Here is a 25,090-nt window from a genome sequence, read left to right as displayed (position 1 = left end):
CCAGATTTTGGCTCGCGGTGAACAAAAGTCGGTTCTGCGACACTGAACCGATGTCAGTCCGTCCCGCGCCTGCCGCCCTGCCGGAACTGAGGCTGACTCCCGGCACGGCGTTCGGTATGTACCTTCACGTGCCGTTCTGCGCCACCCGCTGCGGGTATTGCGACTTCAACACCTACACCGCCGCCGAGCTTGGGGGGGCGTCTGCGCAGGGCTGGCTGGCCGCCGTGCGCACCGAGCTCGAATTGGCCGCTGACCTGCTGGGCGCGGTGTCGGTCGACACGGTGTTCATCGGTGGCGGCACCCCCTCGTTGCTCGGCGGGGCCGGACTGGTCGAGGTGCTCGACGCCGTGCGGAGCACGTTCACCCTGACGACCGGCGCGGAGGTCACCACCGAGGCCAACCCGGAGTCGACGTCACGGGAGTTTTTCGAGCACATCCGCGCTGCCGGCTACACCCGGGTGTCCCTGGGCATGCAGTCGGTGGCCCCGCGGGTGCTGGCGGTGCTCGACCGAACGCATTCTCCGGGCCGGGCGCTGCACGCCGCCGCTGAGGCGGCGGCGGCCGGCTTCGAGCACCTCAATATCGACCTCATCTACGGCACACCGGGGGAGTCGGACGACGATCTGCTGCGCTCGGTCGACGCCGCGCTGACCGCCGGCGTCGACCACGTGTCGGCCTACGCCCTGGTAGTCGAGGATGGCACCGCGCTGGCCCGCCGGGTGCGACGCGGTGAGATCGCTGCGCCCGATGACGATGTGCTGGCGCACCGCTACGAACTGCTCGACCAGCGGCTGTCAGCGGCCGGGCTGGGCTGGTATGAGGTGTCTAACTGGAGCCTCCCCGGTGCCGAGTGCCGGCACAACGTCGGCTATTGGAACGGCGGCCAGTGGTGGGGTGCGGGTCCTGGCGCCCACGGGTTCGTCGGCGACACCCGCTGGTGGAATGTCAAGCACCCCAGCGCCTATGCGCAGCAGTTGAGCGACGGTCAGGTGCCGGTCGCGGAGTTCGAGCGCCTCGACGCGCACGCCCGCCATATCGAGAATGTGCTGCTGCAGATTCGGTTGCGTACCGGACTGCCGCTGGCGGCGCTGACGGGCTCCGAACAGCGGCGCGCCGGCGACGCGGTGGCCGACGGACTGCTGCTTCGCGCCGCAGATCGCCTGGTGCTCACCGATCGTGGGCGATTGCTGGCCGACGCCGTGGTGCGCGACCTGCTCGACGACTGACGTCCGGACATGGCAAGGCCGCGGGGAACCCTTGGGGGGGTAGGCACTTCCCGCGGCCTTGCGCATGGGGCCCGTCGGTTAGCCCAGCACCCACAACGGGATTCCGTTGAACCCGAACGCTTGCTGGGGCGAGGTGGCGGAGTTTGATCATCGTTGACTGTCCTTTCTTCTTTCGGTCAGAGAAACCCATTGGGGGAGTGCGGGTTTCGTGGCATCTGCCCGATAACTCCAATTTAGTCGATGAGTAGGTGCCAGTCGCGATATTCATATCGCGGTCAAATATGTTGAGGACCAATCGAACTCAACGAACATGCGGCGGTGGGCTCGACGTGGAGTACCTTCGCGCTGGCAATGTCATAGAACAGCCCGACGACCTTCAGCCGGCCCTCCTCGTGCCGCTCGCGGACCAGCGGATGGCGCACCAGGGTGTCCACCTGGACCGCAACGCTGACCATGCTCAGCTGATCCACGGTGTTGAATCCTTGCTCGCCAGCCGATACCGCGATGGGATGACGGCCTTCGTCGAAGGCGTCCAAGGCCGGCCCGGCGTGTGTGAGCCAGGACCGCAAATACTCATCGCCGGGTGGGTTTTCGGCCGCGACGCCTGGCCCGCGCAGGGCGGCATTCATTGCGTCGCAAGCGGAATGGCCGCATACGACGATCGAAGACACCTTCAGCCTGCCGACCGCGTGGGCGATCGCCGCTTCCACAGAATGGTCGAGCTGGTCGGCGGGCACCAGATTGCCGACGTTGCGCACCGTGAACAGGTCCCCGGGCCCGCTGCTGGTGATCGCGTTGGGCACGATCCGGGCGTCGGTGCAGGTGATGAACAGCGTCTCGGACTGATGGGAGTGTGCCAGTTTGGCCATATGCGGGCGTATCTGAGGCGCGGTCCTGCGGTGATAGACCTCCAGGCCGTCGAGAACCGCCTGCGGCGGGGTGTCGCGCCGCTCGTGGCCGTTCTTGGTGTGCGGGTCCTGCCAGGAACTCCACGGCACCACGCCGAGCCGCTTATCGGCCAGGCCGAACGCGCGTTGCGGCGGCCCGGACAGCGCGCTGCGAAGTTCGACGGACCCGACTTCCTGCACCAGCACGCTGCCGCCGGAGGCTTCATGTTGGCGCTGCCAGTCTTCGATCACCTGGTGCGCGGCATGGTCGATGAAATCCACCGACATTTCCAGCGTCACGTGGATGCCGGGCGGTACGGATGCCAGCGTCGTGTGCAGCTGGGGCAGGGACAAGAACGTGCACGACCCTTCGACGGCGATGTGCCAATCGTCGTTGTCGGTGTGCTCGGCGGGTTGGGCATGGATCCTGGCGCGCGCTACCCGCCACACCGTCAGCGCGATCGCCAGCGCCAGCCCGAGCAGCACGCCTTCGAGCAGGTTGAGGAAGACGACACCGATGATCGTCACCGAGTAGACCGCGATATCGCCGGTCCGCTGTGCGGTCTTGATGTGGGTGAGCTTGACCAGCTGGATACCGATCACGATCAGCAGTCCGGCCAGCGCGGCGGTCGGGATCTGCTGGGCCAGGCCGGCGAACGGGAGAGCGAAGACCAGCACCCACAGCCCGTGCAGGATCGACGATGCCCGGGTCTTGGCGCCAGCCGTCACGTTCGCCGAACTGCGCACGATCACACCCGTGATCGGTAAGCCGCCGATCGCGCCGGAGGCCACATTGGCAACGCCCTGACCCACCAGTTCACGGTTCAGGTTCGACCGCGGGCCGTCCTGCATCCGATCGACCGCGACCGCGGTGAGCAGGCTCTCCACGCTGGCGATCAGCGCGACGGTGATGACGCCCGTCGCGAACGCGCCCCAGCTTCCCGTGGGCAGCGCGGGTGTCTGCAGGGCGTCGAGCAGGGATCCGTTGAGCTGGATACGCGGCACATTCAACGCGAAGAGCGCCGCGACCGCGCTGGCGACGACGATGGCGACCAGTGGGCCCGGCACTTTGCGAATCCGTGCCGGCGCCCAGCGCCATGCCACGAGGATCGCGATCACCAGCAGTCCGACGGCGAGCCCCGCGTGGTCGGCGTCGACCAGCTGACCGGGCAGTTCGGTGATGTTGCGCCAGGCTGAACTCTCGGAGCTGCCACCCAGCAGCACGTGGACTTGTTGCAGCGCGATCGTCACACCGATACCGGCCAGCATGGCGTGTACCACCATCGGTGAGATGGCTAACGCGGCCCGCCCGACCCGGCTGATTCCGAGCAGAACCTGCAGCAGGCCGGCGCAGACGGTGATCGCGCAGGTCACCGCCCAGCCGAATTCGGCGATCAGCCCGGCGACGATGACCGTCAGCCCGGCCGCGGGTCCGCTGACCTGCAGTGGCGACCCGCCCAGCGCGCCGGCGACCACGCCGCCGACGATGGCCGCGATCAGCCCGGCCAGCACCGGCGCGTCGGAGGCGATGGCAATGCCCAGCGACAGCGGTAACGCCACCAGGAACACCACCAGTGAGGCGGGTAGGTCATGGCGCAAGAACGTGGACGCCCTGTGCGGGTTTTCAGAACCCGTAGTCGGTTGGGTCAAGGGCTGCAAGGCCAGACTCCTGTCTGCGTAAGCGAGATCTTCTCAGTGACAATCGATTCGCGTGTCGAGCCGCCGATGCGGCACGAATTAACAAGCGCGACAGTAGGTGTGGCTTTCCGATGCATTCAAGGAATGCATAGAGGATCCATATCTGCATCGCCCGAAACGCGCCGCGAGCGTGACCAAACTGTGTTGCGGATAACAGGTCGGCGCGGAAAACTATGGCGGCGAGGGTAATACAACAGGCCGCGCGGAGATTCGATGACCGGCCAAAATATGAAACACATATGGGCTCCATGACAGATTCATATGTTTTCTACAGAATCGAAGTATGGCTCTACCGGTAGCACCCACATCGTCGCGTCCACAGCAGCCGCGCCAGAAGATTCTCGGCCAGTTGCCCCGCATCTCTCGGGTCGACGGATCCCCCATCCGTGTTCTGCTCGTCGACGACGAGCCGGCGCTGACCAATCTGGTCAAGATGGCGTTGCACTATGAGGGCTGGGATGTGGAGACGGCGAGCGATGGGCGCGACGCCTTGGCGAGGTTTGAGGACTTCGAGCCCGACCTTCTGGTCCTGGACATCATGCTGCCCGATATCGACGGTCTGCAGATCCTGAAGATGACCAGGGAGTCTGACGGGTACACGCCGACGCTGTTCCTGACCGCCCGGGACTCGGTGATGGACCGGGTGACGGGTCTGACGGCCGGCGGCGACGACTACCTGACCAAGCCGTTCAGCCTGGAAGAGCTGGTGGCCCGGTTGCGCGGCCTGTTGCGCCGGGCCAAGGCCACCATGGCTCCTGAGGATGGCGTGCTCACGGTAGGTGATCTGGTGCTCGACGGCGCGAGCCGCGACGTCCGCCGGGGCGGTGAACAGATCTCGCTGACCACCACGGAGTTCGAGCTACTGCGCTTTCTGATGCGCAACCCGCGCCGCGCCGTCACTCGCGCGGAGATCCTGGATCAGGTCTGGAACTACGGCTTCGGCGGACGGTCCAGCATCGTCGACCTCTACATCTCCTACCTGCGTCGGAAGGTCGACACCAACCGTGAGCCGATGATCCACACCGTGCGAGGGGTCGGCTACATGCTGCGGCCGTCACCGTCACCGTGATCGCAACGCGGCGGTGGCAGTGGCGCAGGCCGCGGTCGTTGCGCCGCCGGCTCGTGCTGTGGGTGTCGACGATCGTCAGCGTGGCTCTGGTGGGAGTCGGCGCGGTGGCGGTGATGAGCCTGCGCGACGAAGCCGCCAGCCTGGCCAACAGCCAGGTGACAAATTCGCTGGCGGCGTTCAGCTACTCCTACGCCAAAGCCAAGCGACATCAGGACGCGCCGGCTTCCGGTGATGGTTCGCACGAGGGGTTGGTCGAGTTCCCCGGTCAGGCTCCCGGCACGGTCATCGCCATGCTGCACGACGGGGTCGCCGTCTACGGCACGGTGTTCACCGATGGCGAACCCATCCCGGCGTCAGCGGCGGTGCTGCGTTCGCTGGCGGGTATCGACTGGCGTCACGGTGACCCGCAGACCGTCGCACTGCCCGGGCTGGGTTCGCACCGCGTCGGCCACAGTGACTTCGCCGGCGGCGAACGGCTGATCTCTGCGGTGTCGCTCGACCAGGCGAACAAGACCGTCGGGGGCAAGGTGCTGACCGTCGCGGGTTTGGTGGTCCTCGCGATCGTCGTCACCGCACTGGGCACGATCGTGGTGGTCAACTATGCGCTCGAACCACTGCGCCGGGTCGCGGCGGTCGCCGGTGAGGTGGCCGCGATGCCGCTGGACAGCACGGACTATCGCATCACCGCCCGGGTGAGCCCCGCCGACACCGATCCTGAAAGCGAGATCGGCGTCGTCGGACATACATTGAACCGGTTGCTGGCCAACGTCGACGCGGCGCTCAACGAGATCGCCGGATCCGACCGGCGGACCCGCCAATTCCTCACCGACGCGAGCCACGAGCTGCGCACACCACTGGCCGCGATCCTCGGCTATGCCGAACTCACGCGACAGGACAGTGAAATCCTGCCGCCCACCACCGAGTACGCGCTGGCCCGCATCGAGGCCGAGTCACGACGGATGACGTCGTTGGTGGCCGACCTGCTGCTGCTGTCCCGCCTCGATGAGGGACTCGACCTCGAACTCGAGGACCTCGACCTGTGTGATCTCGTCGCCGACGCCGTCAACGACGTGTCGGTGACGGCGCCGGATCACCGGTTCGTCACCGAGTTGCCCGACCAGGCCGTCTGGGTGCGCGGCGATCGGGCCCGCCTCCATCAGCTGCTGGGCAACCTGCTGAGCAACGCGCGAGTGCATACCCCGGCGGGGGTGACCGTCACGACGTCGCTATCGATCGCCGGCACTGGCGCGGCCGTCGAACTGGTGGTGGGCGATAACGGGCCCGGAATCCCCGACGACATCATGCCCAACCTGTTCGGCCGGTTTGTGCGGGCCGATAAGTCGCGCTCGCGCGAACTGGGCTGCAGCGGCCTCGGGTTGGCCATCGTGCTCTCGATCGTGGAGGCGCACAAGGGCACCGTCGTGGCCGAATCCAGTCCTGGCGCAACAGTATTCACTGTGCGGCTGCCTGCGGCGCCAACGCCGGGCCGGCCTGCTCAGCCCGCCGAGGATTGGCCGTTGGGGGCCGGGTCCATGTCGTAGACCCGGGCGTGCAGCACGGTGCGATTACGCAGAGCGGCGCGCACCGCCCGGTGTAGCCCGTCTTCGAGATAGACGACGCCGTGCCACCTGACCGCGTGCGGGAACAGGTCGCCGTAGAACGTCGAATCCTCGGATAGCAGGCGATCGAGCGCGAGCACCGTCGTGGTGGTGACCAACTCGTCGAGGCGGATCTGTCGAGGGGGGATCTGCGACCAGTCTCGGTAGGTCAGACCGTGGTCGGGGTAAGGCTTGCCGTCTCTGACGCCCTTGAAGATCATCGTGCCATTGCCCCGCGCGCAGCCCCCCGACTCCGCATCACCATTCGCGCAAGGCTAGTCGCTGGCGGCCGGAACGGCAGCGGTGGGAGGACTTGGATCCACGGCGCGCGGTGGCACTCGGCGCGCGTGTGTGCTAAATGGGCTGATGATGTCCGTAAAATAACGGCAACTTGGAGGTGGACCAGATGGGAAGTGCAGACGACCGTCGCTTTGAGGTACTTCGCGCCATCGTCGCCGACTTCGTCGCGACCCAGGAGCCGATCGGTTCCAAGGCCCTAGTCGACCGCCACAACCTCGGCGTGTCCAGCGCCACTGTGCGCAATGACATGGCGGTATTGGAGGCCGAGGGGTACATCACCCAGCCCCACACCAGCTCCGGCCGGGTGCCCACCGACAAGGGCTACCGGGAGTTTGTCGACCGCATCGACGACGTCAAACCGCTGTCGGGATCCGAACGCCGCGCGATCGTGCAGTTCCTGGAATCGGGGGTCGACCTCGACGATGTGTTACGCCGTGCGGTGAAACTGTTAGCCCAGCTGACCCGTCAGGTGGCGATCGTCCAGTACCCGACGCTGTCCACCTCGACCGTGCGCCACCTCGAGATCGTCTCGATCACCCCCGCCCGGCTGTTGATGGTCGTCATCACCGATTCGGGCCGAGTCGATCAGCGCATCGTTGAGCTGGGCGACACCATCGACGATCACCAGTTGTCTCAGTTGCGTGAACTGCTCGGGCAGGCGCTGGAGGGCAAGCGCCTGGCGGCCGCCTCGGCCGCGGTGGCTGACCTCGCCGCCCGACTGGACGGGTCCGGTGGCCTCGGTGACGCGGTCGGACGGTCGGCGACGGTGCTGCTGGAGTCGCTGGTCGAACACAATGAGGAACGCCTGCTGATGGGCGGTACCGCCAACCTGACCCGCAACACCGCCGACTTCGGCGGCTCGCTGCGCTCGATCCTGGAAGCACTGGAGGAACAGGTGGTGGTCCTTCGGCTGCTGGCCGCCCAACAGGAAGCGGGTAAGGTCACGGTGCGCATCGGCCACGAGACCGAGGCCGAGCAGATGGTCGGCACTTCGGTGGTGACCACGACCTACGGCAGCTCGGGCACCGTCTACGGCGGCATGGGTGTCTTGGGGCCGACCAGAATGGACTACCCGGGGACCATTGCCAATGTCGCGGCGGTTGCGATGTACATCGGGGATGTCTTAGGACACCGAGCCGGATAACCGGCGGGATTTCGAAAGGTCAAGTGTGGCAAGGGACTACTACGGCTTACTGGGAGTGAGCCAGGGCGCCAGCGATCAGGAGATCAAACGCGCCTACCGCAAGCTGGCCCGCGAGTTGCATCCCGACGTCAATCCCGACGAGGCCGCCCAGCATCGGTTCAAGGAGATCAGCGCCGCCTACGAGGTGTTGTCCGATCCGGAAAAGCGCCGCATCGTCGATCTGGGCGGCGACCCGCTGGAAAGCGCGGGCGGCGCGGCCAACGGGTTCAGCGGCTTTGGCGGTCTGGGTGATGTGTTCGAGGCGTTCTTCGGCGGTGGCGGCTCAACGCGCGGCCCCGCCGGTCGGGTGCGGCCCGGTTCGGACTCGCTGCTGCGCATGCGCCTGGACCTGTCCGAGTGCGCGACCGGCGTGACCAAGCAGGTCACCGTCGACACCGCCATCCTGTGCGATATCTGCCAGGGCAAGGGGACCCACGGCGACTCCACCCCGGTCGCTTGCGATACCTGTGGCGGCCGCGGCGAGGTGCAGACCGTGCAGCGTTCGCTGCTCGGTCAGGTGATGACCTCACGTCCCTGCCCGACCTGCCGCGGTGTCGGTGAGGTTATTCCCGACCCGTGTCACCGGTGCGGCGGTGACGGCCGCGTGCGGGCCCGCCGCGATATCAGCGTCAAGATCCCGGCCGGTGTCGGCGACGGTATGCGGGTCCGGTTGACCGCACAGGGTGAGGTCGGCCCGGGCGGTGGCCCGGCGGGCGACCTCTACGTCGAGGTCCACGAGCAGCAGCACGAGGTCTTCGTGCGCGACGGTGACGACCTGCATTTCACTGTCTCGGTGCCGATGGTCGACGCCGCCCTCGGCACCTCGGTCACCGTCGACGGCATCCTCGACGGGCTCACCGAGATCACGATTGCGCCGGGCACGCAGCCGGGATCGGTGACAACGCTGCGCGGACACGGCATGCCGCATCTGCGTTCGGGCGTCCGGGGGAACCTGCACGCGCACATCGAAGTGACGGTCCCCGGCAAGCTTGACGCGCGGGCCAAGGAATTGCTCAGCGAGTTCAAGACCCGCAGCCACGCCGAGCCCGAGGTCAAGTCCACGCACGCCGGCGCCGCCAATTCCGGCGGTCTGTTCAACCGGCTGCGCGAGACCTTCAGCGGCCGCTGAGGCGTTGGCCGACACCCTGTTCTACGCCGACGCCATCCCGGCGGTCGGGCAGTTCGCGGTCGTCGAGGGCGACGAAGGCTTCCACGCCGCGACGGTGCGGCGCATCCGTCCTGGTGAAACGCTGGTGCTCTCCGACGGCGCGGGCACCCTGGGTCGCTGCGAGGTCGAGGAAACCAGCAAGCGCGGATTCTCCGCCCGGGTGTTCGAGCGCTGGACGGCCCCCCGCCCGTCCCCGACGGTGACTGTCGCACAAGGTATCCCGAAATCGGAACGCTCCGAGCTCGCGATCGAATTGGCCACCGAGGCCGGTGCCGACGATTTCATCGCTTGGCAGGCGGATCGGTGCGTCGCGCGCTGGGACGGCGAGCGGGCGGAGAAGGGCCTGCGCCGCTGGCGGGCGGTGTCACGCTCGGCCGCGCGGCAGTCACGGCGCGCCCACATCCCGGACATCACCGGGCCGGTGGTGTCGGCCGCACTGGTCGCGCAGGTCGCCGAGCGCGTCGGAGTAGGTGCTCTGGTGCTCGCGCTGCACGAGTCAGCCGACCGGCCGCTGACTGAACTACCTGTGGCACAAGCAAATTCGATCATGTTGATCGTGGGTCCCGAAGGCGGGATCAGCGACGGCGAACTCGCCGCGCTGGTGGAGGCCGGTGCCGCCGCAGTCCGGCTCGGCCCCACGGTGCTGCGCACCACCACCGCCGCGGCAGTGGCACTGGGCGCGCTGGGGGTACTGACGCCGCGCTGGGCGCTTTAGGCCGAGTGGGCCGGATCGGGCCGGGCGGCCAGGCGCGCGTAGATCGACGCGGCCTCGGCGCGGTTGCTGGCGTGCAGCTTTCGCAGCACCCGTTTCACATGAGATTTCACCGTGCCCGGGGTGATCACCAACTCGTCGGCGATCTGCTGGTTGGTGCGCCCGTCGGCCATCAGCCGCAGCACCTCGGCTTCGCGGCGGGTCAGCATGTCATGCACCCGCGACTCGACCTCGGCCAGCCGGCGGCTCGCCGGGCTGCGTTCTGCCGGTTCGACTTTCCGCAGTTCCAGGTCCGCATCCTGCAATGCTTGGGCGGCCTGCTCGGCGGTGGCCGGCGCGCTGCGCACCTCGGCATGCTGGCGGCGCATCCGTTCCATCAGCACGGTGCGCCCGGAGTACAGCCGGTCGGCGTGCAGGAAGCCGATCACCTTGCCAGTCGGCATGACCGGGGCCGCGACATCGGAGTGGGTCAGCGAGAAATCAATGATCGGGCGGTTCACCCGGAGATCGTTTTGCGCGTCCCGCACGATTTCCGGTGCGTGGCGTCGGATCATTTGCGTTTCGAGCAGCATGTGGTCCAGCGGCGGTGCGACGGACTGGGCGAAGGCGACCATCTTCTCGGCACCCTCGGCGTCCTCGCCGAAGTATGCCGCTTCCATCATCATTCGGCCCTCGTGGACGCGGAACAGCACCGCCCGGTCGAATCCGCACGACTCGACGAGTTCACGTGGCGCGCGGTCGACGATCTTGGCGACCTCATCGATGCCGCGCAATTTCGAGAGCCCTTCCGGCACGCCTCGTCGTAGCGGCGGGTCACCGCACTGGTCGGCGGTTCTTTGGAGGCCCAGCCGGGGTGATTACCGTCGACGCGCGCGGTCACGGCAAGCGAGTCAAGAGCGTCAGTGGTGGCGGTCACAGTGAGCCGATCGTCTCACCACTGAGCCGGTGCCAGTGGCAAAACCGCCCGGTCGGGGGCGCAACTGACCTCCATCGGGAGATCGACTAGTCCCCCCACCAGCATCGAGGCTGTTGATATGACGTCGACCACCGCTTCTGCACTCCACTTGCTGACCACTCCGGAGGGGATCGCGAACCCGTATCCGCTCTTCGAGCAACTGCGGGATTGCTCGCCGGTGGCGGGCTACCAGGACTGGCCACCGCGGACCGTGCCCGGCGCCGATGAGCCGGTCACCGCGTGGGCATTGTTCCGCCATGATCAGGTCCTCGCTGCGGCTCGCGACGGCGAGACATTCTCCTCCCGTGACCCGATCCAGGAGGCGTCCTCGGCACCGAGCCTGATGCTGGTCAACACCGATCCGCCCGCACACACCGGCGAGCGCAAACTGGTCAGCCAGGCGTTCTCGCCGCGGCGCATCCGCCGGCTCGAGAACTGGCTCGGCGAACTCGTGCCGGTGCTGCTGGCCGATTTCGATGCCCGCGGCCACGATGGCGATCCCGATGTCATGGAGTTCGCCGACGAGGTGCCCACCCGTGCGATGGTGCGCTTGCTCGGCCTACCCGACGGCGACCACGTCCGGTTCAAGAACTGGGCCAACGCCTTCATGCTGTCGTCGACGATGACACCCGAGGAGCGGATGGCCAGCAATATGGAGATGGTGCAGGCGTTCACCGAGCGTGTCATCGAACACAGTGCGCACCTTGATGATTCGCAGGATGTGGAGGACGCCGAGGATCTGATCTCGGCGCTGCTGCGGGCTGAACTCGACGGCGAGCGTCTCACCCCGGAGCAGATCGTGCGGCTCTGCGTGACGCTGGTGGTGGCCGGCAGCGAGACGACGACCTACCTGATCGGCAGTGTCGTGCACGCCATGGCGTGTGAGCCCGCGGTGACCGCCCGGCTGCGGGCGGACCGGTCGCTGGTGAGCACCTTCATCGAGGAGGTGGCCAGACTGACTGGGCCGCAACGGTTGTTCCGCATCGCGACCCGCGACGTCGAGATCGATGGCGCGCAGATCAAGAAGGGGGAGTGGGTGGCGTTGTTCTTCGGCTCGGCCAACCACGACCCGGCCGTATTCGAGGATCCCGAACGCCTGGATCTGGACCGCCCGAATATCCGCCAGCATCTGGCGTTCGGCCACGGCCTGCACTTCTGCCTGGGGGCACCGCTGGCCCGGCTGGAGGTGGGCTCGGTCGTGAACGCGGTACTGGACTGCTACTCGGTGATCGGCCTGTCCGAGGAGCCGGGTGTGCGCCAGACCGCCAGCCTGCTCACCCACGGTTTCGTCCGCCTGCCGCTGCAGCTCACCCGATGACCGAGAGCGCCAACGTCGCTGCCACTAAGGCGATCTATGCCGCGGTTCCCGCCGGTGATCTGGAAACCGCGCTGAGCCATATGGATTCGGAGGTCCGGATCACCTACTACGGCAGCGACGCCATCCCGTACGCCGGTGACTACCAGGGTATTGCGAAAGCCGTCGAGTTCTTCAGCACGGTGGGCAGCCATGTCCAGATCGTGGCGATGGAACCATGGCTGTTCATCGAAGACGGCGACAACCTCGCGGTCTGGGGCCATCAGAAGTTCCTGCGGCCAGCCACCGGGCACCTCTGGGAGTCGGAGTTCGCCCACATCATCGCGCTGCGCGGCGGCAAGTGGCTGCACTTCCGGGACTTCATGAACTCCGCACTCACCCACCAGGCGTTCACCCGCGAATAGCTCCTCAGAGCCGTGCGGTCGGCATCATCGGCTCGCCGCCCTGGCCGAGGTGAGCCAGCGGTCGTCGGCGACGGCGGACTGCGATCGTGCGCTGGATGTCCTGCTGGTGGGCATACGTGCCAGCGCCCAGGCGCTGACGACTTCACCCGGTCACGGCCCGGCGGTACGATGAACCAACCGGCCAATTCGCCCGATCTCCAGAAAGCAGGCTTCGAAGACCACGTGGCTTCCCGCGAGACGACCGCTGCCTCGCAAGTGCGCAGCAGCATGACTGTTCCGCCCGACCTCGTCGTGGGCCTGCTGGGTTCCGCCGACGAAAACTTGCGCGCACTCGAACGCAGCCTGTCAGCCGACCTGCACGTCCGAGGAAATACCGTCACCCTGTCCGGTGAGGCCGCTGACGTCGCGATGGCCGAGCGGGTGATCTCCGAATTGATCGCGATCGTCGCCGGCGGTCAGACACTGTCTGCGGATGCGGTACGGCACAGCATCGGGATGGTCGCCGGCGCCGATAACGAGTCGCCGGCCGAGGTGCTGACCCTGGACATTCTGTCCCGGCGCGGTAAGACAATTCGGCCCAAGACGCTGAACCAGAAGCGCTACGTCGACGCTATCGACGCCCACACCATCGTGTTCGGCATTGGACCGGCAGGTACCGGTAAGACCTACCTGGCGATGGCCAAGGCCGTCAACGCGCTGCAGACCAAACAGGTCACCCGGATCATCCTGACCCGCCCCGCCGTGGAAGCCGGTGAGCGTCTTGGCTTCCTCCCCGGCACGCTGACTGAGAAGATCGACCCTTACCTGCGGCCGCTGTATGACGCTCTGCACGACATGATGGATCCGACCGCGATCCCGAACCTGTTGGCCTCCGGCGTGATCGAGGTGGCGCCCCTAGCCTTCATGCGCGGCCGCTCGCTCAATGACGCGTTCATCATTCTCGACGAGGCGCAGAACACGACCGCCGAACAGATGAAGATGTTCCTCACCCGGCTGGGCTTCGGATCCAAGATCGTCGTCACCGGTGATATCACTCAGGTCGATCTGCCCGGCGGCGCGAGATCCGGCCTGCGTGCGGCGATGGACGTCCTGGACGGAATCGACGATATCCACTTTTCCGAACTCACCAGCGCCGACGTCGTGCGTCACCGACTGGTGTCGGAGATCGTCGACGCCTACGCCAAAGCCGAGCAGCAGCCCGGCCTGATGAACCGCTCCCAGCGTCGTTCGACGCGGCGTTAGGGGCGAGGAGAACATATGACTATCGAGGTTTCCAACGAATCCGGCCTCGACGTTTCCGAAGAGGAACTGATCAGCGTCGCGCGCTTCGTGATTCGCCGGATGGACGTCAACCCGGCCGCTGAACTGTCGATGGTGTTGCTCGACACCAATGCGATGGCCGATCTGCACATGCGCTGGATGGACCTGCCCGGTCCCACCGACGTGATGAGCTTCCCGATGGACGAGCTCGAGCCCGGCGGGCGCCCGGATGCGCCTGAGCCGGGGCCATCCATGCTCGGCGATATCGTGCTGTGCCCGCAGTTCGCCGCCGACCAGGCCACCGCGGCGGGTCACAGTCTCGGCCAGGAGCTGGCGCTGCTGACGGTGCACGGTGTGCTGCACCTGCTCGGCTACGACCACGCCGAGCCGGACGAGGAGAAAGAGATGTTCGACCTACAGCGCACACTGCTCGAGGAGTGGGTCGCCGAGCAGGTCCAGGCCTATCACCAGGATCGACAGATCGAGCGAGATCGTCGACTGCTCGACAAGTCACAGTTCTTCGACGAACCGTGACGGGCTGGAGCGCGCTTCTCGGCGCGATTGCGCTGATTGCGCTGGGTGGTTTGTTCGCCGCGATCGACGCCGCCATCAGCACGGTGTCGATCGCGCGGGTCGAGGAACTGGTGCGCGACGAGCGCCCGGGCGCGTTGCGATTGGCCAGGATCATGGCCGAGCGGCCCCGCTATATCAATCTTGTTGTACTGCTGCGCATTGCGTGCGAAGCGGCCGCGACGGTGTTGCTGGTCGCTTTCCTGTGGGATGGCCTCGGTCTGAAATGGGCGCTGGTGGCGGCGGCCGCGATCATGACGGTCGCCAGCTTCGTTGCCATGGGCGTGGGGCCGCGCACGATCGGCAGGCAGAACGCCTACACCATCGCGCTGACGTCAGCGGTTCCGCTGCAGGCGATCTCGGTCCTGCTGACTCCGATCAGCCGGCTACTCATCGTGCTCGGCAACGCACTGACCCCGGGCCGCGGTTTCCGCAACGGGCCGTTCGCTTCCGAGATCGAGCTGCGCGAAGTGGTCGACCTGGCGCAGCAGCGCGGCGTGGTGGCCGACGACGAGCGCCGGATGATCCAGTCGGTGTTCGAACTCGGTGACACCGCCGCGCGGGAGGTGATGGTCCCGCGCACCGAGATGGTGTGGATCGAAAACGACAAGACCGCAAGCCAAGCGACATCGCTGGCGGTGCGCAGCGGCTATTCCCGCATCCCGGTGATCGGCGAGAACGTCGACGACGTCGTCGGCGTCGTCTATCTCAAAGACCTCGTCCAGCGCACTTACAACTCGTCCGACAGCGGTCGTGGCACGAAGGTTTCGGAAATCATGCGCTCGGCGGTCTTCGTGCCGGATTCCAAACCGCTGGACGATCTACTGCGCGAAATGCAGCGCGACCGCAACCATATGGCGCTGCTGGTCGATGAATACGGCGCGATCGCCGGGCTGGTGACTATCGAGGACGTGCTGGAAGAGATAGTCGGCGAGATCGCCGATGAGTACGACCACGACGAGGTCGCGCCGGTGGAAAAGCTGGGCGACAACAAGTTCCGGGTATCGGCTCGGCTGCCGATCGAAGACGTCGGCGAACTCTACGACGTCGAGTTCGCCGACGATCTGGACGTCGACACCGTCGGCGGATTGCTGGCCCTCGAACTCGGTAGGATCCCGCTGCCCGGCGCCGAGGTGGTGTCGCACGGGCTGCGGCTGGTCGCCGAGGGCGGCCGGGATCATCGCGGCCGGCTTCGTATCGGCACCGTGCTGGTAAGCCGAACTGACATCGAGGAAGGCGACCAAGATGAGTGAGGCGCTGGAGGCCGAAGACGCCAAACTGGTGGTGCTCGCGCGCGGCGCGATGGGGCGCGCGGAAACACCCGAGGGGGCGGCGGTGCGCGACCTCGACGGCCGCACCTACGCGGGCGCGCCGGTTACCCTGTCGGCGTTACGGCTGACCGGCCTGCAGGCCGCCATCGCCGCGGCGGTATCCAGTGGGGCAACGGGTTTCGAGGCCGCGGTGCTGGTCGGCGGTTCGGCCGACGACAACGGTGTCGCCGCCTTTCGAGAACTCTCGCCCTCCGCGGTGATCATCGTGACCGATCGCTCAGGAGCGCCCCAGTGAGCGAATTCCGTTCCGGCTTCGTCTGTTTGGTGGGTCGCCCCAACACCGGCAAGTCGACACTGACCAACGCGCTGGTCGGTGCCAAGGTGGCGATCACGGCTAACCAGCCGCAGACCACCCGGCACACCATCCGCGGCATCGTCCATCGCCCCGACTTCCAGATCGTGCTCGTCGACACCCCCGGCCTGCACCGGCCACGCACGCTGCTGGGCAAGCGGCTCAACGACCTGGTGCGTGACACATACTCCCAAGTCGATGTCATTGGGCTGTGCATCCCCGCCGACGAGGCGATCGGGCCCGGCGACCGGTGGATCTACGAGCAGATTCGCGAGGTGGCGCCCAGGACTACGCTCGTCGTCGTCGTCACCAAGATCGACAAGGTCGCCAAGGACCGGGTGGCCGCACAGCTGATGGCCGTTGATGAACTCGTCGGCGACACCGCCGCCGAGATCGTGCCAGTCTCGGCGACCCGGGGCGACCAGGTCGACGTCCTCACCGAGGTGCTGGCCGCCCAGCTGCCGCCCGGCCCGGCGTTCTATCCCGACGGGGAGCTCACCGACGAACCCGAAGAAGTGCTCATGGCCGAGCTGATCCGCGAGGCCGCGCTGGAAGGCGTGCGCGATGAGCTGCCGCACTCGCTGGCTGTGGTGATCGAGGAGATCGAAGATCGTCCCGACCGCGATGACCTGATCGATGTGCGCGCGGTGCTCTATGTCGAGCGGGACAGCCAGAAGGGCATCGTGATCGGCAAGGGTGGGGCCCGCCTCAAAGAAGTTGGGACAGTGGCCCGCACGCAGATCGAGAAGCTGCTGGGCACCAAGGTCTACCTCGACCTGCGGGTCAAGATCGCCAAGAACTGGCAGCGTGACCCCAAACAGCTTGGGAAGCTTGGGTTTTAGATGTCGGTGCTCTCAGCGTTCGTCCAGCCCGGACAGGCGCGTCGCCAGTGTGTGACGGACCGCGGGTCCCTGCCGGGTACGAGAAGGCCACGATCCGGGCGGGGCTGCTCCCCTCGCAGGTGCTCGGGATGGCGCTGTGCCGCTACGTTCAGGCATTCCCGCCGCTGGCCGATATGACCGTCGAGGCGATCGTTGATCGCCTCCAGTTCGGCCGCCAGCGAGATCAGCAGCGGACCGCTGGTGGACGGGCCCATCAACTGAACGCCGATGGGCAGCCCGTCGGCGGTGAAGCCGGCCGGGATGTTGATCGACGGCCAGCCCAGCATGTTCCACGGGAAGGTCACCGGGCAGTCTGCGATCATCGTGCGGTCGGTGGTGCCTGCGCCGAGGCGATCGGGATTCCTAGCAGCGGCACCTGCTCTCCGGCGGCGCGGCGTCGCTCGGCGTCGGCGGCTTCGGCCAGCGCATAGAGCTGCTCGCCGATGGTGGGGCGGCGTGCTCAGATTCGCGTGAGCTGTCATGGCGACGTCGAGACTAACGGCGCGCGTCCGCGCTTATGTCGCATTGCGGTGGGAGACTACTCGGATGCGGTTGTATCGGGATCGGGCTGTTGTGCTGCGCCAGCACAAGCTCGGTGAAGCAGATCGCATTGTCACCCTGCTGACCCGCGACCATGGTCTGGTCCGTGCAGTCGCCAAGGGCGTGCGCCGGACCCGCAGCAAATTCGGCTCCCGGCTGGAGCCGTTCGCGCATATCGACGTCCAGTTGCATCCCGGCCGCAATCTGGACATCGTCACCCAGGTGGTGTCCATCGACGCTTTCGCCACCGACATCGTCAGCGACTACGGCCGCTACACCAGCGCGTGTGCGGTCCTGGAAACCGCCGAGCGGCTCGCCGGCGAGGAGCGCGCCCCCGCGCCGGCGTTGCACCGGCTCACGGTCGGCGCGCTGCGGGCGGTGGCCGACGGAACGCGGCCCCGTGAACTGGTCCTGGACGCCTACCTGCTGCGGGCCATGGGCATCGCAGGCTGGGCGCCGGCACTGATCGAGTGTGCTCGCTGTGCGGCACCCGGCCCGCACCGCGCTTTCCACATCGCCGCTGGTGGCAGTGTCTGCATACATTGCCGCCCGTCCGGCTCGACCACGCCGCCGCAGGCGGTGCTCGATCTGATGTCGGCGCTGCACGATGGTGACTGGGAGGCGGCTGAGGCGTCGTCGGTGTCGCATCGCAGTCACGCCAGTGGGCTGGTAGCTGCGCATCTGCAATGGCACCTGGAGCGCCAGCTGCGCACCTTGCCGCTGGTGGAGCGGGTCTACCGGCGGCCCGCTGACCACGTTAAGGAGATGTTCAGGCAGGATGAAACCCATGGCGATGAACCGGGTAACCAGCTCGTGGCGGGGGGCTGAGCGCAAGCGGAAAGACCGCTTTCCGCAGCTCGCGCCCGCGCCCGACGACTACCCGGTGTTCCCCGACACCTCGGTGTGGCCAGTGGTGTTCCCCGACTTGCCGCCGGCACCCGGCGGCGGACCGCGCCGTCCGCCCCAGCACACGTCGAAAGCCGTGCCGCCGGCCATCCCGGCCGACCAGATGCCCAAGCACGTTGCCGTCGTGATGGACGGCAACGGACGCTGGGCCACCCAGCGCGGGCTGGGCCGCACCGAGGGCCACAAGATGGGTGAGGCGGTGCTGATCGACATCACCTGCGGGGCCATCGAGATCGGCATCCAGCATCTGTCGGTGTATGCGTTCTCTACCGAGAATTGGCGACGCAGTACCGAAGAGGTGCGCTTCCTGATGGGCTTCAATCGTGAGGTTGTGCGCCGGCGCCGCGAGAACCTCGACGCCATGGGCGTCAACATGCGCTGGGTGGGGTCGCGCGCGCGGATGTGGCGCAGCGTGATCAAGGAATTCGACATCGCCGAGAACATGACCGTTGGCAATGACGTGATCACGGTCAACTACTGCGTCAACTACGGCGGGCGGGCCGAAATCGCCGAGGCGACAAAGCAAATCGCGCGTGACGTGGCAGCCGGTCGGGTCGATCCGGAACGGGTGAACGAGGCCACGATCGGGGAATACCTGCACCGGCCCGACATTCCTGATGTCGACCTGTTCATCAGGACATCGGGGGAGCAGCGGGCGAGCAACTTCATGCTCTGGCAGTCCGCCTACGCCGAATACGTGTTCCAGGACAAACTTTGGCCCGATTACGACCGGCGGGATCTGTGGGCGGCGTGTGAAGAGTACGCCGAGCGAAACCGCCGATTCGGCCGGGCCTGACCGTGGAACTGGCGGCCAGGCTGGCCGAGGCGCTGGCCGCGGTCATGCCCGTCGAGGTGGAACCCGATGGTGCGATCACGGTTCGCTACGAAGGGACGTTCGCCTCACTGCGGTCGGTCATGATCGCCGACGATATCGAGATGGTGTCGGTGACACAGGTACTGGCCTGGGATCTGCCCGTCGACGCCGAACTGCGTAGACGGATTGCCACCCAAGCAGAGTCGACGATGCTGGGCACCGTGGCGCTTGTGCAGCAGACCGGTAAGCGTGGGGATGCGATGCTGCGCTATAACTTTCCCGGCGAGGGACTACCCGATACAGCGCTGCAGACGTTGGTGTTGATGGTGCTCGCGGGCGGCGCCGCCGCCCGCCACGCCATCGTGGATTAGCAGCTCAGCCCCGGCACTGCCTGCAGGTGCCGAACAGTTCGATGGTGTGGCTCACGTCCGAAAACCCGTGTACCTCAGCGACTTCGGCGGCCCACGCCTCGACCTCGCGGCCGCTGACCTCCACGGTGGCGCCGCAGCGTCGGCACACCAGGTGATGGTGATGGTCATCGCCTTCGCAGCGGCGATACATCGACTCCCCGGTGTCGGTGCGCACCATGTCCACCAGATTGGCCGCCGACAATGACTGCAGTGTCCGGTACACCGTGGTGAGCCCGATGTTCTCGCCGCGACGGCGCAGCTCGTCGTGCAGCTCCTGAGCCGAATGGAATTCGTCGACGGTGTCGAGCAGCGCGATGATCGCCGCCCGCTGACGGGTGGCGCGCACCCCGGTCGCGGCGGCGCGCGCAACGATTTTGGCTCCGGTCACGCGTGTTCCTCGCCGGCGTGGCTGACTGCGGCGACGACGATCTCGACCAAGTGATCATCGACCAGCCGGTACATCACTTCGCGTCCAGAACGTTCGCCGGCCACCACCCCGGCGGCCTTCAAGATTCGCAGGTGCTGGCTGACCAGCGGCTGGGGCACGTCGAGCGCGTCGACGAGCTCGTGCACGCAGCGCTGGGACTCCCGCAGCTGCAACACGATCGCGATGCGTACTGGTGCCGCCAGCGCGCGCAGCAGCTCACCGGCGCGCTCCAGGATGTCGGCTCGTGGCGAGGAGGGTTCGTCGACTCGGCTGGGGGCGGGGGCGGTCATATCGTCACCTCCACATTATTGGGAACCATTTCCACTTGCTGCCCACTTTTCCATGCACGTTCACGCATGTCAAAAGTTGGTTTCGCGGGTCGTTAAGCTGTACGGCTATTGCCTGTCCGCACATCGACTAAGGAGTGACACCCATCGTGGCGTCCGTCATCGATTCCGTCGTCAATCTGGCCAAGCGTCGCGGGTTGGTCTATCCAGCCGGCGAGATCTACGGCGGCACCAAGTCAGCCTGGGACTACGGCCCGTTAGGCGTGGAACTCAAGGAGAACATCAAACGCCAGTGGTGGCGCTCGGTGGTGACCGGCCGTGATGACGTCGTCGGCCTGGACAGCTCGATCATCTTGCCGCGCGAGGTATGGGTCGCTTCCGGCCACGTCGAGGTCTTCAACGATCCGCTCATCGAGTGCCTCAACTGCCACAAGCGGCATCGTCAGGACCACCTTCAGGAGGCGTACGCCGAGAAGAAGGGAATCGCGGATCCCGAGTCGGTCGCGATGACCGAAATCGTCTGCCCGGATTGCGGCACCAAGGGCCAGTGGACCGAGCCCCGCGAATTCAACATGATGCTCAAGACCTACCTCGGCCCGATCGAAGCCGAGGAAGGGATGCACTACCTGCGGCCCGAGACCGCTCAGGGCATCTTTGTCAACTTCGCCAACGTGGTGACGACCTCTCGTAAGAAGCCGCCATTCGGTATCGGCCAGATCGGCAAGAGCTTCCGCAACGAGATCACCCCGGGCAACTTCATCTTCCGCACCCGTGAGTTCGAGCAGATGGAGATGGAGTTCTTCGTCGAACCCGACACCGCACCGCAGTGGCACCAATACTGGATCGACACCCGGCTGCAGTGGTACATCGATCTCGGCATCGAGCGCGATAACCTCAGGCTCTTCGAGCATCCCAAGGAGAAGCTGTCGCACTACTCGGCGGGCACCACCGATATCGAGTACAAGTTCGGTTTTCAGGGCAACCCGTGGGGCGAGCTCGAAGGTATCGCCAACCGCACCGACTTCGACCTCAAGACGCATTCGGAGCATTCCGGCACCGATCTGTCGTTCTACGACCAGGCCGCTGACACCCGCTACGTCCCCTATGTCATCGAACCCGCAGCGGGACTTACCCGTTCGTTCATGGCGTTTCTCGTCGACGCCTATGCCGAGGACGAGGCGCCCAACGCCAAGGGCGGGGTGGACAAGCGTACGGTGCTGCGGCTGGATCCCCGGCTGGCCCCGGTCAAAGCCGCTGTGCTGCCGCTGTCCCGGCACGCCGATCTCACCCCGAAGGCCAAGGATCTGGCTGCGGAGTTGCGCAAGTACTGGAACATCGAGTTCGACGACGCCGGTGCGATTGGCCGGCGCTATCGGCGCCAGGACGAGATCGGCACACCGTATTGCGTGACAGTCGATTTCGACACGCTCGACGATCATGCGGTCACCGTGCGCGAACGCGACGAGATGACGCAGGAACGCATCGGTATCGACTCGGTCGTCGACTACCTGGCCACCCGGCTCAAGGGTTAGAAGCGGCCCCCGCCGCCGAACATATCGCCGCCACCGCCGGACGATCCACCGTAGGTGCTCGATGTCCACCCACCGCCACCGCCACCGCCGAATCCGCCGCGCATACCGCCGGACAGAATGTTGCCGAGGATGATCCCGCCGATCACCGCGCCCATATTCGACGAACCACCTACTCTGCCATAGTGATTCATATACGTCCGCTGGGCGGATTGGACGTCGTTGTTGGCCAGCTGCTGGGCCTGAGCCGCCAGCATGGACGCGCCATTGGCGCGGGCGATCGCCTCGGTGACGTTGGACTTCTGCTTGGCCTGCGCGGCCTCGAGCTGCCGCACGGCTTCGTTGAGCCGGGTCCGTGCCTCGGGGCCGATACTGCCGCGGCGGGTGTCGATGTAGTCCGATACCGACCGCACCCGCGACTGCGCGGTGAACAGGGCCTGATCGAAGGACCGCCCGAGTCGCTCCGCCGTATCGCGCTCATCGGCCACGCTGGCCAGTAGTCGATCGAGGTCCGCGTCGGCCTGGGTCAGTTCGGTGAAAGCCCCCAGCGGGTCTGCGGTCCCATCGGTTTGCGCGGCCGCCACCGCTTTGACCGCGGCGTCACGCGCCGCCGTCAGCTCGTCGGTATCGGACAGCCCGCCCTGGGTCAGCTGGGCCACGGCCTGGTTGATGCCCTGCTGGGTGTCGGCGATCGCCGAGGGTAAGGCGGCCACCGCACGCCGGATATCGGTGGCCGCGCTGTCCACCGCGTCGAGCATCGAACCGGCCTGCTGCAGAGCCGATTCCGTGGCGCGTACACAATCGACCAGTTCGTTCTGTTCGCCAGCGACCGGCTTGGCCACCAACTCGCGGGCACGGCTGATCGATTGGTCGGCAAAGTCCAGCCGCTCTTTGGCGGCGGCGACATTGCGCGCCACCGAAGCCAGTGCGGTATCGGCGAACTCGCTGTGCAGCTGCGTGAGTGTCGTCTGCGCGGGATCGATGCGGGCGCTGATGTCCACTAGTTTCTGGGTCAGCACGTCGAGCCGGTCGGGTGCGTTGATGACCAGATCCCGGAGTTCATGGAACGCTTCGGTCTGCGCGTCCAGGTCGCGGTTGGCGCGCGCGGCGGCGACCACGACCCGGGTGAGCAGGTCGCGGCGCTGGGCCGGTGTTTCAGGGATCGCATCGTCGAGTTGTTGGCGCACGGTGAAGGCTTGCTGAAGCGTGGCTTTGGCGTTGTCCACTGCCCGGTTGAACCGATCCGCCTGCTGTTGGCCGAATTCATCTTCAGCCAAAGCCAATTCGTTGGAGCTGGTGCGCACGGCGTTGTCGACATCGACGACGATCGACCGGGACAGCTCGTCGAGGGCGTCGAGGGGCACCGCGGCCAGCGCGTCGGGGTCGGTCGGGTCGACCCGCTTGGCGGCCGCGACCTCGGCTTCGTGCCGCTTGTTTCGGCGCCGGCGGCTCCACAGCAGCAGCGCCGCGACCCCGACCAGAATCACGGCCACGATGATCAGCAGCGGAACCAACGAAAACCCGCCGGACCTGCCGCTGCTGGTGCCCAGCCCCGCAAGCCCGTTGGCGGCCGCGATCGCCGCACCCGCCCAGTCGCTGCTATGCAGTGCCGGCTCGACCTTGTTCACCCGGAGGTTGTCCACCTGGGCCGAGGTGGCACCACTGGCCGCTGCTGACGGCACCAGGAAGGCGTACGAGCGCTGCTCGGTCGCGATCGCCAGGATCGCGTCCTGATCGCCGAGATCGCTGAGCTGACGGGTCGCATCGGTCCATCCCACCGCGGTCTTGGGGGCAAACGAGGCGACGTAGACCACCCAGAGCCGCACGTGTCGGTCGCGGTAGAGCGTGTCGACCGCTTGCTGCACATTCGCGAGCTGGCCGCCGCTGAGGGCTCCGGCGTTGTCGGTCACGTAGTCCGGCAGCCGCAGTGGCGGCTCGGCGACCGCGGCCGGTGCCACCAGGGTGGCGGCGGTGAGGATGGCCGCGAGCAGGCTGAGCACACGAGCGAGGCGCATGAGTGTCAAATGTAGTGCTGTCGGGCTGGCAGACTATGCCTCGGTGACGACGAATGAGCACGGCCACTACGACGAGGCCGACCGTGAGCGGGTGGTGCACGAACCGCCGAAGACTGCCGGGCTGCCCGGTACGTCGACCGAACACCGCACCGAGTTCGCCCGCGACCGGGCGCGCGTCCTGCACTGTGCTGCCCTGCGCCGGCTGGCCGACAAGACCCAGGTGGTCGGGCCCCGCGAGAGTGAGAACCCGCGCACCCGGCTGACCCACTCGCTGGAGGTCGCCCAGATCGGGCGGGGAATGGCGCTGCCGCTGGGCTGCGATCCCGACTTGGTGGATATGGCCGGGCTGGCTCACGACATCGGTCACCCGCCCTACGGTCACAACGGCGAACGCGCACTCGACGAGTTCGCGGCGGCCTGTGGCGGTTTCGAGGGCAATGCCCAGAACTTCCGGATCTTGACTCGGATCGAGCCGAAAGTGCTTGACGAACAAGGTCGTAGCGTCGGCCTGAACCTGACCAGGGCCGGGTTGGACGCGGTGACGAAGTACCCGTGGTTCCGCGGTGAGCGCGGGCGGAAATTCGGGTTCTACTCCGACGACCGGGCGCTGGCCGAGTGGGTGCGCGGCAGCGCGGCGGCACAGCGTCCGTGCCTGGAATCCCAGGTCATGGATTGGGCCGATGACGTCGCCTACTCGGTGCACGATGTCGAGGACGGTGTGGTGTCGGGCCGCATCGACCTGCGGGTGCTGGCCGATGACGATGCGGCGGCGGCGTTGGGCAGGCTGGGGGAGTCCAGCGGCGTGAGTGCCGGCGATCTGGAGGCCGCCGCCCGGCGGCTCTCCGAGCTGCCGGTGGTGGCCGGGGTCGGCAAGTACGACGGGACTCTCACGGCGTCAGTCGCACTCAAGCGGCTGACCAGTGAGCTGGTGGGCCGGTTCGCCTCGGCGGCGGTGCGCCTGACCCACGAGCTGGCCGGGCCGCAGCCGCTGGTGCGCTACCGGGCGGATCTGCAGGTGCCTGCCACGGTGCGTGCCGAGGTCGCGCTGCTCAAGACACTGGCACTGCAATTCATCATGTCCGATCCGCGCCACCTCGAACTGCAGGGACGACAGCGCGAACGCATCCACGACGTCGCGGACTGGCTGCTGGATGGCGCGCCGGCGACGTTGGACCCGGTGTTCGCCCCCGAGTTCAGCGCCGCGGCCGACGATGCCGCCCGCATGCGGGTTGTCGTCGATCAGATCGCATCATTCACCGAAGGCCGGCTGGAGCGCATCGACGCGCACAAGGCCGGTGTCCCTGGGCTCTAGA

At 66.7% G+C, this 25,090-nt stretch carries 23 protein-coding genes and 2 pseudogenes; 18 read left to right on the top strand and 7 right to left on the bottom strand.

The window, feature by feature from the left end:
* Positions 1 to 50 precede the first annotated feature (50 nt).
* Complete coding sequence (hemW, locus tag G6N13_RS22570) at positions 51 to 1,226, top strand: radical SAM family heme chaperone HemW (RefSeq protein ID WP_163700751.1); 1,176 nt, start codon at positions 51 to 53, stop codon at positions 1,224 to 1,226.
* A 275-nt stretch (positions 1,227 to 1,501) separates the two neighbouring features.
* Here the strand turns inward: hemW and G6N13_RS22565 are convergent, their stop codons facing one another.
* Positions 1,502 to 3,772, bottom strand: a complete 2,271-nt coding sequence (locus G6N13_RS22565; protein WP_407663814.1) for a SulP family inorganic anion transporter — start codon at positions 3,770 to 3,772, stop codon at positions 1,502 to 1,504.
* A 322-nt stretch (positions 3,773 to 4,094) separates the two neighbouring features.
* Here G6N13_RS22565 and G6N13_RS22560 point away from each other — a divergent pair, with 322 nt between their 5' ends.
* Both G6N13_RS22560 and G6N13_RS22555 read left to right on the top strand, forming a co-directional pair.
* The gene (locus G6N13_RS22560; protein WP_163700747.1) at positions 4,095 to 4,880 is read left to right on the top strand and encodes a response regulator transcription factor; all 786 of its coding nucleotides are present in this window, start codon (positions 4,095 to 4,097) and stop codon (positions 4,878 to 4,880) included.
* Positions 4,877 to 6,421, top strand: coding sequence for a sensor histidine kinase (locus G6N13_RS22555; RefSeq protein ID WP_235677865.1), 1,545 nt, complete (start codon positions 4,877 to 4,879; stop codon positions 6,419 to 6,421). Before G6N13_RS22560 ends, G6N13_RS22555 begins: the two co-directional genes overlap by 4 nt.
* Here the strand turns inward: G6N13_RS22555 and G6N13_RS22550 are convergent.
* Complete coding sequence (locus G6N13_RS22550; protein ID WP_163700745.1) at positions 6,376 to 6,699, bottom strand: type II toxin-antitoxin system VapB family antitoxin; 324 nt, start codon at positions 6,697 to 6,699, stop codon at positions 6,376 to 6,378. The genes G6N13_RS22555 and G6N13_RS22550 overlap by 46 nt on opposite strands.
* A 185-nt stretch (positions 6,700 to 6,884) precedes the next feature.
* Between G6N13_RS22550 and hrcA the strand changes: the two genes are divergently transcribed.
* From hrcA to G6N13_RS22535, 3 genes are read left to right on the top strand one after another with little or no spacing between them, the layout of a single operon-like run.
* Entirely contained in the window at positions 6,885 to 7,922 is a 1,038-nt protein-coding gene (gene hrcA, locus G6N13_RS22545; protein ID WP_163700742.1) for a heat-inducible transcriptional repressor HrcA, read from the top strand.
* A gap of 25 nt (positions 7,923 to 7,947) precedes the next feature.
* Positions 7,948 to 9,090, top strand: a complete 1,143-nt coding sequence (gene dnaJ, locus G6N13_RS22540; protein ID WP_163700739.1) for a molecular chaperone DnaJ — start codon at positions 7,948 to 7,950, stop codon at positions 9,088 to 9,090.
* A gap of 4 nt (positions 9,091 to 9,094) precedes the next feature.
* Positions 9,095 to 9,844: a 16S rRNA (uracil(1498)-N(3))-methyltransferase gene (locus G6N13_RS22535; RefSeq protein ID WP_163700737.1), complete on the top strand. Its 750-nt coding sequence runs from the start codon at positions 9,095 to 9,097 to the stop codon at positions 9,842 to 9,844.
* Here G6N13_RS22535 and G6N13_RS22530 read toward each other — a convergent pair.
* Positions 9,841 to 10,635 (bottom strand): annotated as a pseudogene (locus G6N13_RS22530) (LuxR C-terminal-related transcriptional regulator); the annotation flags it as partial. The gene G6N13_RS22535 and the pseudogene G6N13_RS22530 sit on opposite strands and share 4 nt — an antisense overlap.
* A gap of 240 nt (positions 10,636 to 10,875) precedes the next feature.
* Between G6N13_RS22530 and G6N13_RS22525 the strand changes: the two are divergent.
* The 7 genes from G6N13_RS22525 to era all read left to right on the top strand — a co-directional run bounded on the left by G6N13_RS22525 (position 10,876) and on the right by era (position 16,810).
* Positions 10,876 to 12,114, top strand: a complete 1,239-nt coding sequence (locus tag G6N13_RS22525; protein ID WP_163700734.1) for a cytochrome P450 — start codon at positions 10,876 to 10,878, stop codon at positions 12,112 to 12,114.
* Positions 12,111 to 12,515: a nuclear transport factor 2 family protein gene (locus G6N13_RS22520; RefSeq protein ID WP_163700730.1), complete on the top strand. Its 405-nt coding sequence runs from the start codon at positions 12,111 to 12,113 to the stop codon at positions 12,513 to 12,515. Before G6N13_RS22525 ends, G6N13_RS22520 begins: the two co-directional genes overlap by 4 nt.
* A 222-nt stretch (positions 12,516 to 12,737) precedes the next feature.
* The gene (locus G6N13_RS22515) at positions 12,738 to 13,757 is read left to right on the top strand and encodes a PhoH family protein (protein WP_407663811.1); all 1,020 of its coding nucleotides are present in this window, start codon (positions 12,738 to 12,740) and stop codon (positions 13,755 to 13,757) included.
* Between the two features lie 15 nt (positions 13,758 to 13,772).
* Positions 13,773 to 14,309 carry an rRNA maturation RNase YbeY gene (ybeY, locus tag G6N13_RS22510; RefSeq protein ID WP_163700724.1) on the top strand — a complete coding sequence of 179 codons (537 nt, stop codon included), beginning with the start codon at positions 13,773 to 13,775 and terminating at the stop codon, positions 14,307 to 14,309.
* The gene (locus G6N13_RS22505) at positions 14,306 to 15,598 is read left to right on the top strand and encodes a hemolysin family protein (RefSeq protein ID WP_163700721.1); all 1,293 of its coding nucleotides are present in this window, start codon (positions 14,306 to 14,308) and stop codon (positions 15,596 to 15,598) included. The genes ybeY and G6N13_RS22505 overlap by 4 nt, the downstream gene beginning before the upstream one ends.
* The gene (locus tag G6N13_RS22500; protein ID WP_163700718.1) at positions 15,591 to 15,911 is read left to right on the top strand and encodes a cytidine deaminase-like protein; all 321 of its coding nucleotides are present in this window, start codon (positions 15,591 to 15,593) and stop codon (positions 15,909 to 15,911) included. The genes G6N13_RS22505 and G6N13_RS22500 overlap by 8 nt, the downstream gene beginning before the upstream one ends.
* Complete coding sequence (era, locus tag G6N13_RS22495) at positions 15,908 to 16,810, top strand: GTPase Era (RefSeq protein ID WP_163700714.1); 903 nt, start codon at positions 15,908 to 15,910, stop codon at positions 16,808 to 16,810. The genes G6N13_RS22500 and era overlap by 4 nt, the downstream gene beginning before the upstream one ends.
* Positions 16,811 to 17,001: 191 nt before the next feature.
* On the opposite strand, the pseudogene G6N13_RS22485 reads toward era, so the two are convergent.
* A pseudogene (locus G6N13_RS22485) lies at positions 17,002 to 17,268 on the bottom strand (amidase family protein); the annotation flags it as partial.
* Between the two features lie 127 nt (positions 17,269 to 17,395).
* On the opposite strand from G6N13_RS22485, the gene recO reads away from it, so the two are divergent.
* Genes recO through G6N13_RS22470 form a run of 3 tightly spaced genes read left to right on the top strand, consistent with a single transcriptional unit; the run spans position 17,396 to position 19,480 of the window.
* Positions 17,396 to 18,217, top strand: coding sequence for a DNA repair protein RecO (recO, locus tag G6N13_RS22480; protein WP_163700712.1), 822 nt, complete (start codon positions 17,396 to 17,398; stop codon positions 18,215 to 18,217).
* Positions 18,177 to 19,091 carry a decaprenyl diphosphate synthase gene (locus G6N13_RS22475; protein ID WP_179965039.1) on the top strand — a complete coding sequence of 305 codons (915 nt, stop codon included), beginning with the start codon at positions 18,177 to 18,179 and terminating at the stop codon, positions 19,089 to 19,091. The genes recO and G6N13_RS22475 overlap by 41 nt, the downstream gene beginning before the upstream one ends.
* A gap of 44 nt (positions 19,092 to 19,135) precedes the next feature.
* Positions 19,136 to 19,480 (top strand): hypothetical protein, encoded by a 345-nt coding sequence (locus G6N13_RS22470; RefSeq protein WP_235678114.1) that lies wholly within the window; start codon positions 19,136 to 19,138, stop codon positions 19,478 to 19,480.
* Between the two features lie 4 nt (positions 19,481 to 19,484).
* Here G6N13_RS22470 and G6N13_RS22465 read toward each other — a convergent pair whose 3' ends face one another.
* Positions 19,485 to 19,907, bottom strand: coding sequence for a Fur family transcriptional regulator (locus G6N13_RS22465; protein WP_163700706.1), 423 nt, complete (start codon positions 19,905 to 19,907; stop codon positions 19,485 to 19,487).
* Complete coding sequence (locus G6N13_RS22460) at positions 19,904 to 20,236, bottom strand: ArsR/SmtB family transcription factor (RefSeq protein ID WP_163700703.1); 333 nt, start codon at positions 20,234 to 20,236, stop codon at positions 19,904 to 19,906. The genes G6N13_RS22465 and G6N13_RS22460 overlap by 4 nt, the downstream gene beginning before the upstream one ends.
* A 146-nt stretch (positions 20,237 to 20,382) precedes the next feature.
* Here G6N13_RS22460 and G6N13_RS22455 point away from each other — a divergent pair, with 146 nt between their 5' ends.
* Positions 20,383 to 21,765: a glycine--tRNA ligase gene (locus tag G6N13_RS22455; RefSeq protein WP_163700700.1), complete on the top strand. Its 1,383-nt coding sequence runs from the start codon at positions 20,383 to 20,385 to the stop codon at positions 21,763 to 21,765.
* On the opposite strand, the gene G6N13_RS22450 is transcribed toward G6N13_RS22455, so the two are convergent.
* The gene (locus G6N13_RS22450) at positions 21,762 to 23,777 is read right to left on the bottom strand and encodes a TPM domain-containing protein (protein ID WP_163700696.1); all 2,016 of its coding nucleotides are present in this window, start codon (positions 23,775 to 23,777) and stop codon (positions 21,762 to 21,764) included. The two genes, G6N13_RS22455 and G6N13_RS22450, sit on opposite strands and share 4 nt — an antisense overlap.
* On the opposite strand from G6N13_RS22450, the gene G6N13_RS22445 reads away from it, so the two are divergent.
* Positions 23,776 to 25,089: a deoxyguanosinetriphosphate triphosphohydrolase gene (locus tag G6N13_RS22445; RefSeq protein ID WP_407663808.1), complete on the top strand. Its 1,314-nt coding sequence runs from the start codon at positions 23,776 to 23,778 to the stop codon at positions 25,087 to 25,089. The genes G6N13_RS22450 and G6N13_RS22445 overlap by 2 nt on opposite strands.
* Position 25,090: the final 1 nt, after the last annotated feature.

This window comes from Mycolicibacterium sarraceniae, from assembly GCF_010731875.1.
Classification (GTDB): domain Bacteria; phylum Actinomycetota; class Actinomycetes; order Mycobacteriales; family Mycobacteriaceae; genus Mycobacterium; species Mycobacterium sarraceniae.
This window is presented reverse-complemented; position numbering and strand designations above follow the sequence as displayed.